This window comes from Methylomonas sp. AM2-LC (assembly GCF_039904985.1).
Lineage (GTDB): Bacteria > Pseudomonadota > Gammaproteobacteria > Methylococcales > Methylomonadaceae > Methylomonas.
Genome location: NZ_CP157006.1, coordinates 176650 through 192708, shown reverse-complemented (window position 1 = coordinate 192708; position 16059 = coordinate 176650). Strand labels below are relative to the sequence as shown.

Below are 16059 nucleotides of genomic sequence, written 5' to 3'. Positions count from 1 at the left end.
GATATCTACTGCCTGTATTTGGTTTTTTCACGTATCTGACTTCCCATTTAAAATTTTATTCATCAGATTATAGGTTTTGCCTGTGCTATCTTTAAAGTCCACTAACTCTTCTAGTAAACACTTCTCTATTTCTAACCAGGAATTACTTAAGAATTTCCATTCTTTTGATAGGTCAGGCAATTGGTTCATCCTCCATTTATCTGAGGATGGAACGGAATTAAGGAATCCCATGCAGCGTTTAAAGTCGTCAGGATCGTGAGGATGATTTACTCCCGCTCTTGATGGGATACCGAAAAAAGCTTTGCACATAGCGTCTGAAGACAATCCTCTTTCCCCTATTTTAAGCCAGGTTATGATTGTTTCTGGAAGTCCAGCTAATTTAGCTTCGGAAACGTCGATTTGCCGGGACTCGGAAACAGGAAGGTCTGTGGATTGTGATAGCAGATCAATATCTTCGGGTTCACCAATAACAAACGTGGCTCCTATTCGACTAGCCAATGAACTCGATAATATGGCTTTTTTGCTATATCCTTGTGTCAACATTGCAAATTCGCTTATTGGTACAGCGCCATAGACAATCCGGCAGTTCATTATTTTTTTAATGGTATATCCATCGTCTTTAAACGAATTGCCACTTGTTACAGAAAATGATTCACTCATAAAATCCCCGTTATTTGACAATAGAACTATTCGATTAAAATTTCAGATATCATTTTGTTTTTTTTATTAAAAGCAGCTTCATCTTGAACGGATATCTTTACAAAATAACCTGCTTTATCAAGCTCAGACAAATAGTTGGCAAATTCCATGTCGATAGTTCGTGAACATGCCACATTACAATAATCCCTGTTTCCATTTAGAATTTCCTTGTAATCATCGCAAGTAATTTCTCCCCTGGCCACTTTAATTCTTAGGCTATTCACTTCGTGCATTAGTTTATTAAATGGGCGAGTAAAAGCGAGTGCCGGATTCAACCGTAAAGATTTTAGTCCGTCCTTGGCCTAAAATCGGTCTACACCGGCACGGCTTAATGTCTTCGACGCCCTGGCCGTCCACGTCGCTCGAAGGTAGGACTTCTTGCTCTCTTATGACTCTACGCGCTATCGGGAGGCCTTGCAGGTTTTCCATGAAAACCCGCCCGGCACCTGTGCGCTTCCAGGGACTATTTGGACGACACTCGCTATCGCGTAGTTTCCTGTCCAAACAGCGCCTGAAAAAAGAGCATATTTCTTTCCGTTGATAGAAGGCCAAACTGGCATCCTTAATATACAACTTGCACTTGATCCTTGCGTTTTAACCAAACTTGGCAGCTCATCAATTAATCCATTTTCCACAGAGAACCATGCTTCATCGTTTTGCGTTTCCAGAAACGGGTGGACGCTGGCACCAAAAACAATAAACCCATTTTCTTCTTCAAAAGCAGGAATGAACCTTACGCATCCAGTATATTCAAAATTAGTAGCATGCCAAATTTGTTGTTTTAATAAGCAGTTTACATCTGAAATTGAGTAGTCTTCTGGTTTTTTTTTGCTTAATTCAAAACCACTAACCGAAGCATTTTGGGTATCGTTAAACAAGGCTATATATGAATAATTTTCGTTAGGAACAAAACTATGCTTACTAAAGAAGCAAAGACCTACTATCAAGAATTGGCCGCCTGGTAATTTTCTTTGGAAAATTTGCCCTTTTTTTATGGCATGCGTGTTGTTTGTACTCATGTTTTGCCCGATTAATAGTTTTCACTTAATACAGAACTTGTTCTGTATATATTTAATGCTATTAAATCATTATATCTTGAAAGTGTCAAACATATTTTTTATAAAAATACGTAACTAACTTTTAATATATCGCTATAGCCGTTTACAAAATTCATATATGAACGTAAATGCCTAGGAGCGGAATTTACATCAAAATCGTCAATAATAATTGTTTTCCTAGGATTTGTACTGTCAAATACAAATAAATTGTTACCATAGTTAATATCCGAATAACCATACTTAATCATCAATTCTTTGCGTCGTATTTGTTCTTCTACTTCAAAAGCTTTTTGAGCATTTCTTAGATGTTTATTAATGCTTGCGCATCTGTATATATTAGCCATGTTATTCCATATTTTATCAAATTGCCACGAAAAACCCTTTCTTTACGTTGAGGATAAAAGTGGCTAGGCAATAGCCGAAAAAGCAATGTGTATTTTTCCGAACCTATGATTTAATTTTCTCATGGATACCCTCATTTTCTGCTTTTCTTTAATCCAAATTGCAACGCTTTCGTTCATGTTTTTCTCTAACTTGTTTCGTTGGTAGGCAGAGCCTGAATGATTTCAGCCAATCTTAAATAATGCTCATTAACTAACAACCTATCGTCATAGGCCAATAATGAGTTATATGGTATGACAACAGGGTCTTTCGCGTTAACAGCCTTTTCAAAGTTACTACTAATCCAGCTCATTTTTTCGGAAAACAGATAATATTTACTTTTTGGCATAACCGGTAAGGGTGATACTGTTAAAACAATCTTCTTCTTAAATGGGGCATGTTCATAAATTGAGTCAAAAATTTGTTTTGTTCCAGCTAGATTTTTTTGGAACATTTTTTTTGGGATGAGTTTTCAATGACATTTAATATTCAACAAGTTTTTACAAATTTAACAAAGAAATATATTTCTGACATCTACACGTTTCTACCTACTATTCGATCTGTACAACCGAATGATCACTGCACGAAAGACCAGCAATTATGCAACTGATTATGCTTAACTTCATGCTGCGTTACGCATCGTAAGCCATTTCGCTATGGCGGCCTCAATCGAGTGTTGTATCTCAACAAATATTGTTTTGATATTCTTATTTGGCTTAAGCAGCCTCAACCCCAATTAACTCCAAATACTCAGACTCAGAATATACAACAGCATTCACTTCTACTGCTTTTTTTACTTTACCTGCACCAGGCTTTGCCCCGCAAACTAACATTGTTTTATTAGACACAGAAGATGATACCTTTGCTCCAAGCAATTTGGCTTGCCGTTCCATATCCTCACGATTACCACGCTCCATTGTGCCCGTAAATACAATAGATTTGCCAGTAATTGGACTAGTAGTATTGACCGGTTCAGAGGATATAAGGCAGAATTGGTCGACCAAGTTATCGAAGTCAGGTTTAATGCGTGTAAGCGTCAAGACCAGTGATTTTGCTTTTTTTTCGCCAATATCGGTGATAAGCATTGCCTGATCTTCAGTGATAGTAAACACATCCTTAATGGAATGGATTTGCAGTATTTTCTCGCAACCACCTCGGCCTACGCCGTGAATCCCAAATGCCGCAAGGAAACGCCAATCTTCAAGGCGAACCCTTTTACTTCCATCTAACGATTTTAATAGGTTTTTTGCTACGCCTGTGCTAATTCCCGCCGCCAATAGGTCATTTAGTTCCATCCTATTGTAAATTTTCTCAACGGTTGTATACCCGTGAGCAACTAACTTTTGAACAACCTTTGCACCGAAGCCATCGCAGTTACCAATAGTTTTAAAGAAGTGGATCAATGTATTCTCAAGCTGGGCTGGACAGTTATAATTATTAGAGCAAACTAAAAAATCATCCTCCCATTCCACTTCAGAACCGCAAGAAGGGCATTCTGTAGGTATATTGCAATCACTTTGTGAAGGAGAGACAACACTTGCTATCCAAGGAATAACTTGCCCACTGCGATAAACTTTGACAATAGCACCTTTGCCTATTTTTTTAGCTAATACGTTACCAGCATGATGGCATGTAGCGCGACTAACTGTAACGCCACCTACTATGGTAGGGGTTAATAATGCAACAGGCGTAATCCGTCCTGTTTTGCCTGTTTGCCATGCATTATCAATTACTTCAATGTCATGTGATTCCGTGTTTTTCTTGAATGCTACCTGCCATTTATGATGGTGATTTGTTGACCCCATTACTTCTTTTATGCTTTGGGTAATCGCCTCAAGCACCAGGCCGTCTGTATCGTACACCGATTTTTCAATCAAACTTTCCCAGTAAAACCCCAGATTACTACTAACATCTTCAACATTACCTACCAAACCGATTATTTGATTAAAAGGTCTGAATACAATAGCCCCATCATTAATTGCTTCACTAATTAAATTATCGACTTCACCTTCTTTGATAACGGCTGCAATTACGTTTCGAGTATTATCGTACACGCCCGATAATTTTTCTTTGAAGTAATCTTTTGCGACTACGATTTCACCTTTTCCAAGTCCACGCGATAGTTCGTCGTTAGCAAAACTTGACTCAATTTTCAATCCCCTATCAAACGCTCTCGTTATGTCTGTACCCTGTCTGCCATTGCCTCTGGTGTAAAGGATTGCTCCGTCGTCATAAGCGGCATAGCCATCTAACTTTGGTGTTATTCTTATGAAAATTTCAGAAGCAGACAAACCAATAGATTTGCCTGCGGCAATTACCTCAGAAGCCCATTTATCAATCGCTTTCGAGGAATATGCCTTGTTAGTTGAAAGCATTCGTTCAGGAAGCGGTATTTTCTTACCCAAAAACTCTTCGTCATCAGATTCAGGCTCCACGTTGTTCAAAAACGGGTGCTCTGGGTTCCGGTGCACAAGTTCCGCAATAAAAACGTGATCGTATTCTTCATCAGAAACCAAAGGATTGCCGCCACGGTATTCAAAATTTAATTTTTCAATATAACCAATAAGATCGCTATCGCTAACTGATCGAATAGTGCCACCAGCTATAATTGCAGCAACATTTGATTTAATGGCTTCGATATTTTGAGTCATTTCTTATCCTGAGTTTATATTGTGTGAAGTGTAGAACGATTGCAAACAGATGACTGTTTTACTAAACAATTGCACATATTTAATCACAAAAACTCGAAAGAGTCAAACGTTTTAGCGAATAAAAAAAGTATATTTAGACTCATTCAATATGGAGTAACGCACTAGATCGAAATGAACAACGCTATCTAAAACCCTGACTCCTTCTGTTATTTTCCAAATTCTTGTTCAAGCCAATTGTTGATGATTTTTTTGACTTCGTTACGCATGTGTTTTGTTTTTGTTGCGCCATTGCCAGTGGATGAACAAATTCCGTCTTTATCAAATCGAAAGCTACCGTGGTAATACTGATTTACTATCTCAGCAGCATCGTTTTCTTCTTCAACTAAATCTTCAAGTGAATATGTTTCGTATGGAGATTTACTATCTACTTGAATGATTGTTCTAATTTCCCAACGCAAATAATCATTTTTAGCCAAATAATCTTTATCGCCAACCAACTCCTGCTTTCCGTCTTCGATTAGTTTCTCTGCCATTTCTTTGGATGGCTGATCTAATTCAAATTTACCTGAAAAAGCGTATTCGTCGTGATCGATCTCAAAGTTTTTAGCAATTCGAGATAAAAGTTTATTGCATTCAGCTAGGCTCCGGTCTGCAAATAACTTGTGGGCCAAACAAATTTGGCTAAGATTGGTAGTTTTATTCATGATAATTATCCGTTGCAAAAATTTAAGCTTTCACTAATGTTCTCATTAGTTATGGCGGCCAATGCATTCCATGCAGCGATTCCACTAGTATCGTTTTCTTTTCTTTCGAGGACTCGCATTTTTACCGATTTTTTCCATTCGTCGAGAGTACCCACAAATATTGAATCAGGGATGGGCAGCTGGACTGCAAACATAACCCAAATTGGCTGCTTCAACCAATAATGCTTCAACTCTGGATTTTCGTTCCCAGTCACTCATTTGTAGCTTACCCATTCTCTTTATATTTGCGAAATATTAACTCTTAAACTTGAAACAGTCAAACACAATAAATGCATAAATAAACTTATCAAAATAATTGTTGACAAGTAGAGTTTTACCTATAAAATTCATTAAAACTTGAAATGGTCAAACTATAAATAGGAGTAAGAAATGGCAAAAATTAATGTTTCTGAGTTAAATGGAATAGCACTTAACTGGGCAGTCGCGTCTTTTTATGAAAAAAATATATCTATCGGGCATAACCACACCATGACCGCTCCAGCTATATTTGATATTGATTTGATCAACATGCAGGTTGATGGTGGAGCCGAATTGAACTATTTACTAGAATCAATTGGCTTATTAATGCAAAGCGAAAAAATAAGTGCTACTTATGATGAAGACTTTCACGGCACCGAACGCGATGAAGATGGAGGTGCATGGATTGCTTATAAGCGAGACTACTATCTCTCTGGAGCAAATCTTTTGACCGCTGTTCTACGCTGTTTAGTTGCTACAAAATTCGGTGATTTTATTACCATTCCTGATTTATTGCTTGAATTGACAACTTTCTATCAGGTCGGTTTAGATTCGTCAAAAATGGATTATGAAACTTAGTGCGAAATATTTAAGCCCATTGAAAATACCTTTGATCCAATCGCCGGAATGACTATTACCGCTAACGGTCGAGAGTACGGGACACTATTTAATACGTATGGAGCAGAACATGAGCATGTGAAAGCAATTGCTGCTAACCATAATTCAAAAGTATGGACGTTGATCGAAGTGGATGGCAAGTCTTTTATTGAGTCCGGTTACCACTATGTAAACCGGTTAGGTTATTTCATTACAGAAATAGGATTTTCAGAAAAAGGCATTTCTCAGCTTACAGTAGAAGTTAATTCTGAAGAAGAATTTATGGACTAGAAAAAAGGTGTTACCCATGGACTATCAATCTTGGTGTGAATCGTTTAAGCCAATTGAAAACAAATTAAATGTTGATGAACCTATGTTTGTCGATGTTGACAATGGGCGTGAGCTTGGAATACTTTTCAGAAACGAAGGTGAAGATATTGTCTATGTGAACGAAATAGCCAAAATATATAACGACAAAATTTGGACTGTAGCCGAATTCGATGGAAGAATTTGTCTTTCATCTGGCTTTAAAAGCGAACACGCCATTGCATACGCTATTACCGAGATAGGTCTATCCGAAAAAGGATTTTCAAGTCAAATTATTGATATTGAGTCTAAATTCAATGACGAAGTTGAGATTTTGCACTATGGGCCATACATACCAACTTTATGCAACCTGTTGAAAAACGGTCATTTTGACTAACTTGAGAAACTATAACTTTTACAACAACCCATACACAGGCTGTTAATAATGAAAAACTCAGAATACCTCCAAAAATCCGGCATGAACTGTCCTCACTGTAGAAGTTCTAGTATTGGAAGTAAAGGTACTTTTGTTGAGTTTAGCATTTATACCTTAGATACAACTTATTGCGCACCGGGTATTGCGGCCATTGGTGGCGCATAGACCATTGAGCGGTTGGCTCCCGTCAGTTCGCATTGCCGGGTTAGGGCCAGTGGTTCAAGCTGGCTAACTCATTGCTTACGGTGCTCTACAGGCAAATCCCTGACTTTTTTTCAGCCAATCCAGTTCCATTTTCAGCCGACCAATCTCAGAATAAAGCCGTTCTGAACTTGAAGAGGGGTCAACAGGTTTAGGTACGCGTTTAGCGTCGAACATGCTTGGAGCCTGATCTTGCAGCTCTTTCTTCCAAAGGCCGACTTGCGTTGGATGTACGCCGAACTCTTGTCCAATTTCGTTAACGGTTTTAACGCCACGGATCGCTTCAAGTGCTACTTTCGCCTTGAAATCTCCTGTAAAGTTTTTGCGCTTCGTTTCACTCATTTCCTACTCCTTTTGGGGTAGGTTACCATCTTAATTTATTGTCTGAAAATCGGGGTCCACTATAAATCGCATGGTAAAAATGGATATTTAATGCTAATCTACTTTTTGTTTGAATTATTCTTGTGAATGTCCAGGTACTCACCGAAAATATGGTGGCTAAGAATATTACTTCGCCAAAGTGGCAAAGAGTAGCAAAGTTACACACCGAATAGGTGGCTAATAATTTAGAATGACTATGGTAACGATATCGTGTCGAATTGTTCACGGAACTAGTTAGCGGAGGGGTCTTGGCGGATTATGTTCGTAGTTTTAGTTTGGCCGCCAGTCATTCCGAAAATGCTTCTAAAGCTGAAGATTTTCTAATGTCTATGATTGAGAGGTACTGCTTAACCCCAGATTTATTCCATCATCAAAAACTTACAAGCGAGTCGCTATTTTTGCGAAAGCTTGTTTAGGGGCATCCCAGCCCCAACAAGCGGCAAAAACTACGCGACCATTTAATGCCTCCGGCGGCCCCGATTCGCCCTCGTCGCCTGCTCTTGCGCCTAAACGGCTTAAGAGCTAGGCTCCAAATGGCTTGACGGCGTTTCGCGATGCCTTGCAGGTTTTCTTCGCTTCGCTGCGATAACCCGCCCGGCGCTACGCCTATCGGGGACTAAAAATCTTCACTTCGCTTGCGCTCCGTTTCCACGATTTTCAGCGAATGTCAGATTTGGTTTTGACTTTAACAGATTATAGTTTTACAGATTATAGCTATCTACGATTTGACATCCTTGATTCCACAACAAAGGCTATTACAACGGCGGAAGAGCAGCTATGCTTGAGTCCATTCGATGATTTTCTGTTGCTGACGGCATTACAGCACCGTTCCGTTAAATATTCGCGATCAGGACGCTATCGTGTCCGCGCTATTCATCCTCGCCCTGAACGACGGGGTTTTTCGCGCAATCCGATAAATAAATCCATTTCAGATTTAACTCCAAAACAATTCCAACTAAGAAAGACGTTTAATATCAATAACTAACATAAAATATTTCTTGACATTTTTTGTGCCACATATAAAATACCTAAAAACTCGAAAGAGTCAAACTGTTTTTAATAGCGAAATTAATGCCTAAGTGTACAGATAGTGCGCGATTTTATTCGCAAATGGCTAGACGGCGTAGACAAAGTAAACCGTTGTATAGATACCCTGGGGATTAAGATATCCGCTTAAGTTATTAATTGAAATAAAAAGGAATAAATATGTCAAAATTTAAAGTATTTCCAGTATTAGGTGGCACAGATTGGACTGACGATCCTGGTTTCTATGTGACAGACCCCAGCAAGTATGCCACAGAAATTTCTAAAGGGCGTGCGGCGCTTGAGCTATCTGGAGCAGGAAAAATTGAGTTTTACCTTGTAGGTGAGCCGGCAGGGGCTGGTTTTTTGGATGCTGATGAATTTCCAGATTTTCTGGATGATGAAAATAAATCTGAGCCGACTTTGTACTATGTTGAGAACGGTACAAAAGTACCTGCCCAGCTAGTGGATGTATTATCCCGTTATGCACCAACATGGCAAGGGCCGTCTCTTGAGGTTACTAGTGATTCAGCAACCTTGCTTTGGTCGTCTAAATATACAAACGATGAACTACGTGTCGATGTCGAGTCTATCTATCCAAATGTCATCAAATTTGTGCAGTTAGAACACTATTCCGGGGAATTTGCCGAATTGGTGGATTAGGATTGTGTATATGAATCTTTATTATTCTCCTACAAGAGAGAAGGTAACTAGTATTTTATTGATTTATTTTCAGAAGTTATTGAGTTAGTATTCTAAAAATTATGTGATATAGAGAATTTGAGACTTTATTTAGTTTCAAGAAAATATACTCATGGAAAGACTGGGCCTGTCCAAGCCCACGCGTCGCGCTAATGGATCCGCAGTAAATAAGGCACATTTAATCATTTAAAATAAACCAGTCCTTAATGACTGGTTTATCTTTTCAGACTGTTTACCAGTGCCGACACCGCGACCTTGGGCGGATAGTTCACCAACAGGTGAACGTGGTCATCTTCACCATCGAACTTAACCAGTTCGGCCTCGAAGTCGGTAAACACGCCAGTGAAGATGTCTCGCAAGTCATCGATCACTTCTTTAGGGCAGGACATGCCCGGCTTGTCTGCCAAGTGAACGGTGAAGTAATGCCGTCAGCAACAGGAACTCACCGAAGTTATTCAGCCCTTTTGGGCTGAAAGCAGTAGGAATCACCGGCCTAATTCGGGGAGGATGTCAATGTATAAGTGTCAAGCAGTTGGCGTGTATTGGGCTTTAATGATTACGTGGCCAACGCCCCGCAACATAACCTAAGGCTTCTTGAATATTCAATTCGCGGGTAGCGCCACCAGTACGCACAAAAAACTTAGGCGTATTATTCTGTTCCAGAAAAACCGGACGAGGCGACGGTGTGACTATCACCCGGCATACTTGTTTGCCATCAATGTCATGAAACAATATATGTAAAAAAGGACATAAATCTGCGCCAAGAAACTCTGAAACAAAAGTCATAATGGCTCGCTCAAAACCATCCTGATTTTGTTTTTTTAAGGATTGATAGTCATGCTCTACTCCCAGAATTTCGCCATTATCAGCCACACCAATTAATAAAGTACCGCCTATGGCACTATTTAGAAAGCCTGTTATAGTTTTTAAAGTCACCGCTTCTAAACTGCGATTGACTCTGGATTCAACCAAATCCCAACGTAACGAAGATTTGAATTCCAGATAAGGCCCTTCGCCTTGCCTAACAATACTAGGAATATCCTTATTCAACTCTTCTTGTAGAAAATCAATATGTTTTAAGCGATTTTGAATTAGGGTATACAGAAAAAGAGAGACCATGCCTAGCATCCCGCCTATTTGAGCATAGAATAACAGCAGTAAAAAATTGTCGTGGCTGATGCGACCCGTTACCATGTATTTTAATTGATCGAACACAAAACCCAGTGATGACAAGGAGCCCGTTGAATGTTCGCGCGCGTATATATAATCATAACTTGGCGCTAAAATTAAAACCCCCACCAGTGCCCCAATATAACCGGCGTTGAAATACAGTTTTAAGCGTTGCCGCCAGATAGTGAGCATTAACAGTAACACGCGTTTCATCATAATACGCGAGAAACCCATTTCTTTAGTCTGGGAGGGATAGCGTCCGCTGTTAGGCGGCCAATCTCGCATTTCCTTTGTTAATTGCTATCGATGTTGAAGAAAAAACGGGGGTACAACGCCTAAAAATTAAAGTCAAAATTGTTCTTTTGATACCCTCTGGGCAAAAAGCAGCTAATGAACTCGCCTAATAAAGGGGTGCGCAGACAAATGTTCAAGATAGAAATTGGTAATTGATGTTAGCCTGTTGAATAGACTTGATATTATGCTTAAAGTAATAGTTAATACGATTAAACTTATGATCATTGTTAGATTATTTCCTGATGGAATTCCTGAAATATATGCGACACTGCTAAGTACATAGTCAATTTGTGTGGCGCTAATAATTTCATTAATAACGGTTAACGGATCGAGTCTTGATACAAAATGAGATCCGCATCCAATGGTAATTGTGATAATAAAAAATCCAGTCAGAATAGTTGCAAAGAGTGCTGACACTGCCCAAATTATTTCAGTGATTGAAATTGTGCAAGTGCATAACCACTTAAACACTATCCATATTTTTGTCCGTGGCCGGTCTTTGAATCTTTCGTAAACAATGTACGTTTGGAGTAATGTAAACCCTATAAGTACTGATGGGATAAAGAATGTTTTAAAATGTATCCATGCGTCAGTATCGTAGTGATGGATGACATAAATATTAATTAATCCCATAAAAAAAAAGAACCCAACCCATAAACTATTTAGATGACTCCACGCTGTTTTTGAGAATCTAATCTTTGAATCGAATGCTTTATCAAAAAAGAAACCTACGGATCGTTCTGCGAGCGTTTTTTCTTTTTTTGAGCTTATGAGATATGCAAAACCAAACAGCCATTCGATAATCGTTAGTTTCCATTTTACGAATTGTTCGTCCCTAAAATAAAGAGTGGCCCCGCCAAAAACTATTACTATTGCGAGGATAGCCCATTGCGTTTGTGTCACTTTCCGCTGAATGACTGCATTAATAGCTATTTGCAAGCAACTGGAAACGATCAGAGCCTCTGTGGCGATATAAATGTCACCTATTTTGTAGGCAATGAAAAATATAGCGAATGGTATCGCTTCAAGAATTATGCTTATCAACTCCAATCTCCCGATGATATCCTGCTTTGATTTTTTGTCTGTTTTGTTCAAGTCTTGATTTTTGTTCGATCCTGATAGATGCCTTGCGGATAGGTAGGTTTAAATAGTACAAAATTTGATCTATTGTGACCCCGGCCAGGGAAACCACAACTACCAATCCAATCGCTAAAAACATAACAGAATCACGAGCATTAAAGTTTTCGTATACAAATGAGTTTGTTTTATACATTACTACTATGTTTTGCAAGATAGGCACTTTGTTTAATGAGTGGACAACTAGCGTGTCGTAATCAAAAAAATTGTCAAAGAGACTGAATGCAATTCCTCCCAAAGCAACGGAAAGGCAGATTAATACGCAGATCGCATTGATTAAAAAATTTATGTTACGCAGTGTAGTAGGAATAATTGACACAGCTTGATAAAAATTTAAACCTTTTTTCTTGTCCTTTAAGTTGATTTTTAATGCCATGTGAAATTATTTATAAATTAGGCGGCTTCTTTAAGATCACGACGAGGTTCGATAATCTCAGTTGTGAGATCGCTTCGTTTTTCTTTTATGTAGTTGGCAATGACTGTTTGCATGTTGTCTTCGGCGGCCGCATTAAGCACTCGATATACGTCAATTTTTCGCAAATCTTCAATGGAATCTGCTGCTAGCTTTATGTATTTAAGGTGGGGTTCGGAATAAGTATCTGTGGCCATTGGTATTTATCATCAAGATTATTAAAACTGTTGTGCTATAAGAGCACGAAACTCTATAGAGTTAGATTTTTCGAAATGCACACAGGAAAGATTTTGTTGTTACTTAGAGAATTAGAGATAAGAACACCATCTTTTTTATCGCAAGACTTTTTTAATTCTTCCAAACGAACGGCTTCATGACTAAAAACTTGTTGATATGTAATTCTTCCACAGAAGAATAGAAAAAAGACCCCAATAATGAAGAATTTTATTCGAGCATCTTTAAGTAATGTATCTAATTTTTCTAATAACTTGTTCATAAAAAAATTGTATATCCCTACTCATTCATTTAAAAGAGCCCGCGAGCTTACACAAGCGGGCTTGAGTGTGCCGTCATTAACGGCGAAGGTAAGAAGACGTTTTAAACGCTTCTAAAATAACACTACAATTAATGCCATTTTCGAACCGTTAAAAAAGTCCCGTCAAGTAGTAACGCGCTTGACGGGTGGCAAAACAACTTAGCCATAATATGCAACAAGGAACTTCACGGTTGACCTGTTCATCTACTGGCTAAAGTAGATGAACTCTGTGGATCATAAGCACACCCGCGCTGACAGGTATTGTGATTATGCATATTTAATCACGCACTTAGTCACAGTGCTTCAGCTGGCCAAATTTACACTTATGGCGTTTTGTCTGGCTTAATTAATAATAAGGCCATACCACTCAAAACTACTATGCAGAAAGGTGCCAAAAAAAAGCCTAGTTTGAAATAGTTGCAATTTTTAAACTTAAAAATGGATGCGTCTACTAATCATTTTTTTGTTTAATTAGTTGATTAAGCGCGATTTCGCTTTGTATAAGGGGAAAAATACAATCCGCCCCAGATAAAGGAACTCTTTTACCTTGGCTATTTTCTAAGTACGTATTTTTGTTTTCATCTGTAGTTATTACATTAAAACCTTTTGTAATTGTGTCTTTAATCCAACCATATACTTTGACAAAACTTTTTTTCTGGCTGGCTTTTCTGAATTCCAATAAGACTTTGTATTTCGCCATATTAATAGCATGATCTATTTCAGATATTCCAGCCCATTCACGTAACAGCTCCTGGCATCTTATAGGATCCTTTTCTGGCAAATCAAATCCAGTCTCGATCATAAACAACTGTCTACCTACCTTGCTATCAGTATCTCCAAGGTAACTTAATTCGTATGCATTCATTTCCACAATGCTTTCGGCGAATTTTTGATGAAATTTAATCAGCCTAATGGTTGGCCAGGCTTCTGGATTTGCTTCGTGCAATGCGACTGCGTATCTGTGCGCTATTCGATCCTTTTCATCAGAAAATATTCTTTCAGCTCTGGGGCGGCCTAATTTGTTTTTTTTGGGAATATCCTGCTTAGAAACGTTAATTTTCTGCTGTTTGTTATTTGTATTCATCATAATACGCGAGAAACCCATTTCTTTAGTCTGGGAGGGATAGCGTCCGCTGTTAGGCGGCCAATCTCGCATTTCCTTTGTGATTTGCTATCAATGTTAACGAATAATCCATGGGCGTTTACGCGTTGAATCACGGCCTTGTGTATCACCTAGCCGGTTGGGTACCGCTTACCTGGTCAAACTAAACTTAAAACGTTAAACCAATCTCCGGCGCTTTTAGCTGGTGTTGTTGGCTTTTATCTCTGAGCGCACTCAAGAAAACGAATATCAGTATCGACATGCGAAAGAAGTCCTTCAGGATTAATGCCGTGCTTTATTAATACTTCATTCATAGCCTCTTCCATCGCTTTTTGTGCACGACGCTTTTCATGTTCATCACCATGTTCTTCCATCCAAAAAACATCTCTGTGATAATTTTTGAATTGGATACGTTTTTGCAGTTCATTTACAAAATCTGTATTGAATTTTTCGGCACCTTCGTATTGTTTCCAAAAATCTTCGCTTGCATATGTGTCGGCCGGTGGCAGCCACTGACGGTGATTTCCAACCATTCGATTCATACGTTCAATTAGTTTCTTGTTCTTTATAAAAAAATGAATGGTTCCAGCCTTTGGATATAGGCGAATGTCGAAATAAGTTCCAGAAACTCGCTCACTGCTCTTTAGATTTTTAAATTGACTGTGAGCTACCGATTCTAAACTTAGTTCTGGTTCAACTTTTCCATCCAGTAGCGCAAAAACTTTGTCTATATCTCTAAACATTTGCATTGTTTTGTATGGCATTTGGCTGTGATAAGAGTCAACGCCATTGCCAGGAATAATGAATCTGGATGACTTAATTTTCATTCCCAGTGTGCGATGCTTCGTATTGGACTTCCATCCTTTAAACCACACATTATTGTCGCTGTGATAACGTGAAATTAGATCAAAAACATCACAGACCATTGATATCTGTATGTCACCCTGCCTATCTAAAATCCCCTGTAAGAATCCCATGATATTTTGTACAGTGAATTCCAAATGTTTTATGGTTTCAAAATCTGATTCCAAACGATCTTGAGCCTTTGAGGACAGCTTTGAGCTTACCTTCGTCGATTTTAAAATGCTAGTCCATGCTTTGTTTTTTAAGGTGCTATACCGATTTTGTAGCGTTTCTTTAACCCACTCTACTGAGCACTCTGTACTGTTATTAATTAAATGACTTTTTTCTAATTCGGTACCACCGTTAAATTCTTCCATGGTCTTACCCATCATTAAGGAATACTTGCGAGCCCTTGCTTCAGCTATGATTGATCTCCGAGTTGCTTCGAGCGCAGCTTCAAACATCAAAACAGAGTTTTCTACAAAGGATTCAGGAAGCACAAGGTAATTAGTTTCCTGATAATCTCCGGCCAAATCTTCGCTGCTAGCTTGATCTTTTCTCAGGTTGTCTAAAATATTGCCCAGAATTTCATTTTCAAAATTCGATTTCTTGTTAAGCCATATCAGCGCTATATCAACTTTGGTTTTTCTTTCTACATCCGGTACCGAAAACATTCCACTTAAATATTCAACAGATCCGTGTCGTTCAATAAGCTTTGCTAAGTGTTTACGTTCTCTTGTGTAAGGGTTTTTTAGCGTTTCCGCATTAATTATTCCAACAATTTCACCTTCAAAAAGAATCTCCCATGCTTTTAGTATGTGGGAGCAACCTGACATAAAAGGTGGGTTCATCAGTATTGCGTCGTAACACGCACCGCTTTTGAACTGCATAAAATCAATTCCAACAACATTAAATCCTTGTGATTTAAGTGTGGCGTGCTTGTTGATATCAATTTCACAGCAGTCGATAATAATTTTTCGGCTAAAACGATGATCAGAGTCCGTGCGACATTTTAAAAGATGTCCATCGCCTGCAGATGGCTCAAGCAGGCGAACTATGTTTTTGTTTTGAAATTTCGCCCATGCCATAGCGCTTAACGCTTCAGGTGTTGGGTAGTATTGAATATCCAT

General features: G+C 38.6%; 19 protein-coding genes and 1 pseudogene. 5 read left to right on the top strand and 15 right to left on the bottom strand.

The features are described 5' to 3' along the window. Nucleotides 1-27 precede the first annotated feature (27 nt). From ABH008_RS23450 to ABH008_RS23420, 7 genes are all read right to left on the bottom strand, one after another. Entirely contained in the window at nucleotides 28-660 is a 633-nt protein-coding gene (locus tag ABH008_RS23450; protein ID WP_347990073.1) for a hypothetical protein, read from the bottom strand. A gap of 26 nt (nucleotides 661-686) precedes the next feature. After that, nucleotides 687-932 (bottom strand): hypothetical protein, encoded by a 246-nt coding sequence (locus ABH008_RS23445; protein WP_347990072.1) that lies wholly within the window; start codon nucleotides 930-932, stop codon nucleotides 687-689. A 168-nt stretch (nucleotides 933-1100) separates the two neighbouring features. Next, on the bottom strand, nucleotides 1101-1718 hold the full coding sequence (locus tag ABH008_RS23440) for a hypothetical protein (RefSeq protein ID WP_347990071.1): 618 nt from the start codon (nucleotides 1716-1718) through the stop codon (nucleotides 1101-1103). A gap of 98 nt (nucleotides 1719-1816) precedes the next feature. Next, a complete protein-coding gene (locus tag ABH008_RS23435) occupies nucleotides 1817-2101 on the bottom strand; it encodes a hypothetical protein (protein WP_347990070.1) in 285 nt (94 codons plus the stop codon). Between the two features lie 185 nt (nucleotides 2102-2286). Next, a complete protein-coding gene (locus ABH008_RS23430) occupies nucleotides 2287-2592 on the bottom strand; it encodes a hypothetical protein (protein ID WP_347990069.1) in 306 nt (101 codons plus the stop codon). Nucleotides 2593-2854: 262 nt separating this feature from the next. After that, complete coding sequence (locus ABH008_RS23425; RefSeq protein WP_347990068.1) at nucleotides 2855-4789, bottom strand: BRCT domain-containing protein; 1935 nt, start codon at nucleotides 4787-4789, stop codon at nucleotides 2855-2857. A 206-nt stretch (nucleotides 4790-4995) separates the two neighbouring features. Beyond that, nucleotides 4996-5493, bottom strand: coding sequence for a hypothetical protein (locus tag ABH008_RS23420; protein WP_347990067.1), 498 nt, complete (start codon nucleotides 5491-5493; stop codon nucleotides 4996-4998). 429 nt (nucleotides 5494-5922) lie between these two features. On the opposite strand from ABH008_RS23420, the gene ABH008_RS23415 reads away from it, so the two are divergent. The 3 genes from ABH008_RS23415 to ABH008_RS23405 are packed head-to-tail and all read left to right on the top strand — an operon-like array spanning nucleotide 5923 to nucleotide 7090. Further along, nucleotides 5923-6369 (top strand): hypothetical protein, encoded by a 447-nt coding sequence (locus tag ABH008_RS23415; RefSeq protein WP_347990066.1) that lies wholly within the window; start codon nucleotides 5923-5925, stop codon nucleotides 6367-6369. A gap of 48 nt (nucleotides 6370-6417) precedes the next feature. Then, nucleotides 6418-6678 carry a hypothetical protein gene (locus ABH008_RS23410; RefSeq protein ID WP_347990065.1) on the top strand — a complete coding sequence of 87 codons (261 nt, stop codon included), beginning with the start codon at nucleotides 6418-6420 and terminating at the stop codon, nucleotides 6676-6678. 16 nt (nucleotides 6679-6694) lie between these two features. Next, on the top strand, nucleotides 6695-7090 hold the full coding sequence (locus tag ABH008_RS23405; protein ID WP_347990064.1) for a hypothetical protein: 396 nt from the start codon (nucleotides 6695-6697) through the stop codon (nucleotides 7088-7090). Between the two features lie 279 nt (nucleotides 7091-7369). Here the strand turns inward: ABH008_RS23405 and ABH008_RS23400 are convergent, their stop codons facing one another. After that, complete coding sequence (locus ABH008_RS23400) at nucleotides 7370-7672, bottom strand: transposase (protein WP_347990063.1); 303 nt, start codon at nucleotides 7670-7672, stop codon at nucleotides 7370-7372. Between the two features lie 703 nt (nucleotides 7673-8375). On the opposite strand from ABH008_RS23400, the gene ABH008_RS23395 reads away from it, so the two are divergent. Both ABH008_RS23395 and ABH008_RS23390 read left to right on the top strand, forming a co-directional pair. After that, nucleotides 8376-8696: a hypothetical protein gene (locus ABH008_RS23395; protein WP_347990062.1), complete on the top strand. Its 321-nt coding sequence runs from the start codon at nucleotides 8376-8378 to the stop codon at nucleotides 8694-8696. A 221-nt stretch (nucleotides 8697-8917) separates the two neighbouring features. Further along, nucleotides 8918-9397: a hypothetical protein gene (locus ABH008_RS23390; protein WP_347990061.1), complete on the top strand. Its 480-nt coding sequence runs from the start codon at nucleotides 8918-8920 to the stop codon at nucleotides 9395-9397. A gap of 257 nt (nucleotides 9398-9654) precedes the next feature. On the opposite strand, the pseudogene ABH008_RS23385 reads toward ABH008_RS23390, so the two are convergent. From ABH008_RS23385 to ABH008_RS23355, 7 genes and pseudogenes are all read right to left on the bottom strand, one after another. Continuing rightward, nucleotides 9655-9765 (bottom strand): annotated as a pseudogene (locus ABH008_RS23385) (transposase); the annotation flags it as partial. A gap of 220 nt (nucleotides 9766-9985) precedes the next feature. Further along, nucleotides 9986-10891 carry an ATP-binding protein gene (locus ABH008_RS23380; RefSeq protein WP_347990060.1) on the bottom strand — a complete coding sequence of 302 codons (906 nt, stop codon included), beginning with the start codon at nucleotides 10889-10891 and terminating at the stop codon, nucleotides 9986-9988. A 102-nt stretch (nucleotides 10892-10993) separates the two neighbouring features. After that, nucleotides 10994-11944: an inner membrane-spanning protein YciB gene (locus ABH008_RS23375; protein ID WP_347990059.1), complete on the bottom strand. Its 951-nt coding sequence runs from the start codon at nucleotides 11942-11944 to the stop codon at nucleotides 10994-10996. Further along, complete coding sequence (locus ABH008_RS23370) at nucleotides 11925-12413, bottom strand: hypothetical protein (RefSeq protein WP_347990058.1); 489 nt, start codon at nucleotides 12411-12413, stop codon at nucleotides 11925-11927. Before ABH008_RS23370 ends, ABH008_RS23375 begins: the two co-directional genes overlap by 20 nt. Nucleotides 12414-12430: 17 nt before the next feature. Continuing rightward, nucleotides 12431-12646: a hypothetical protein gene (locus ABH008_RS23365; protein ID WP_347990057.1), complete on the bottom strand. Its 216-nt coding sequence runs from the start codon at nucleotides 12644-12646 to the stop codon at nucleotides 12431-12433. A 789-nt stretch (nucleotides 12647-13435) separates the two neighbouring features. Further along, on the bottom strand, nucleotides 13436-14140 hold the full coding sequence (locus ABH008_RS23360) for a hypothetical protein (protein ID WP_347990056.1): 705 nt from the start codon (nucleotides 14138-14140) through the stop codon (nucleotides 13436-13438). Nucleotides 14141-14304: 164 nt separating this feature from the next. Continuing rightward, complete coding sequence (locus ABH008_RS23355) at nucleotides 14305-16059, bottom strand: DUF4942 domain-containing protein (RefSeq protein WP_347990055.1); 1755 nt, start codon at nucleotides 16057-16059, stop codon at nucleotides 14305-14307.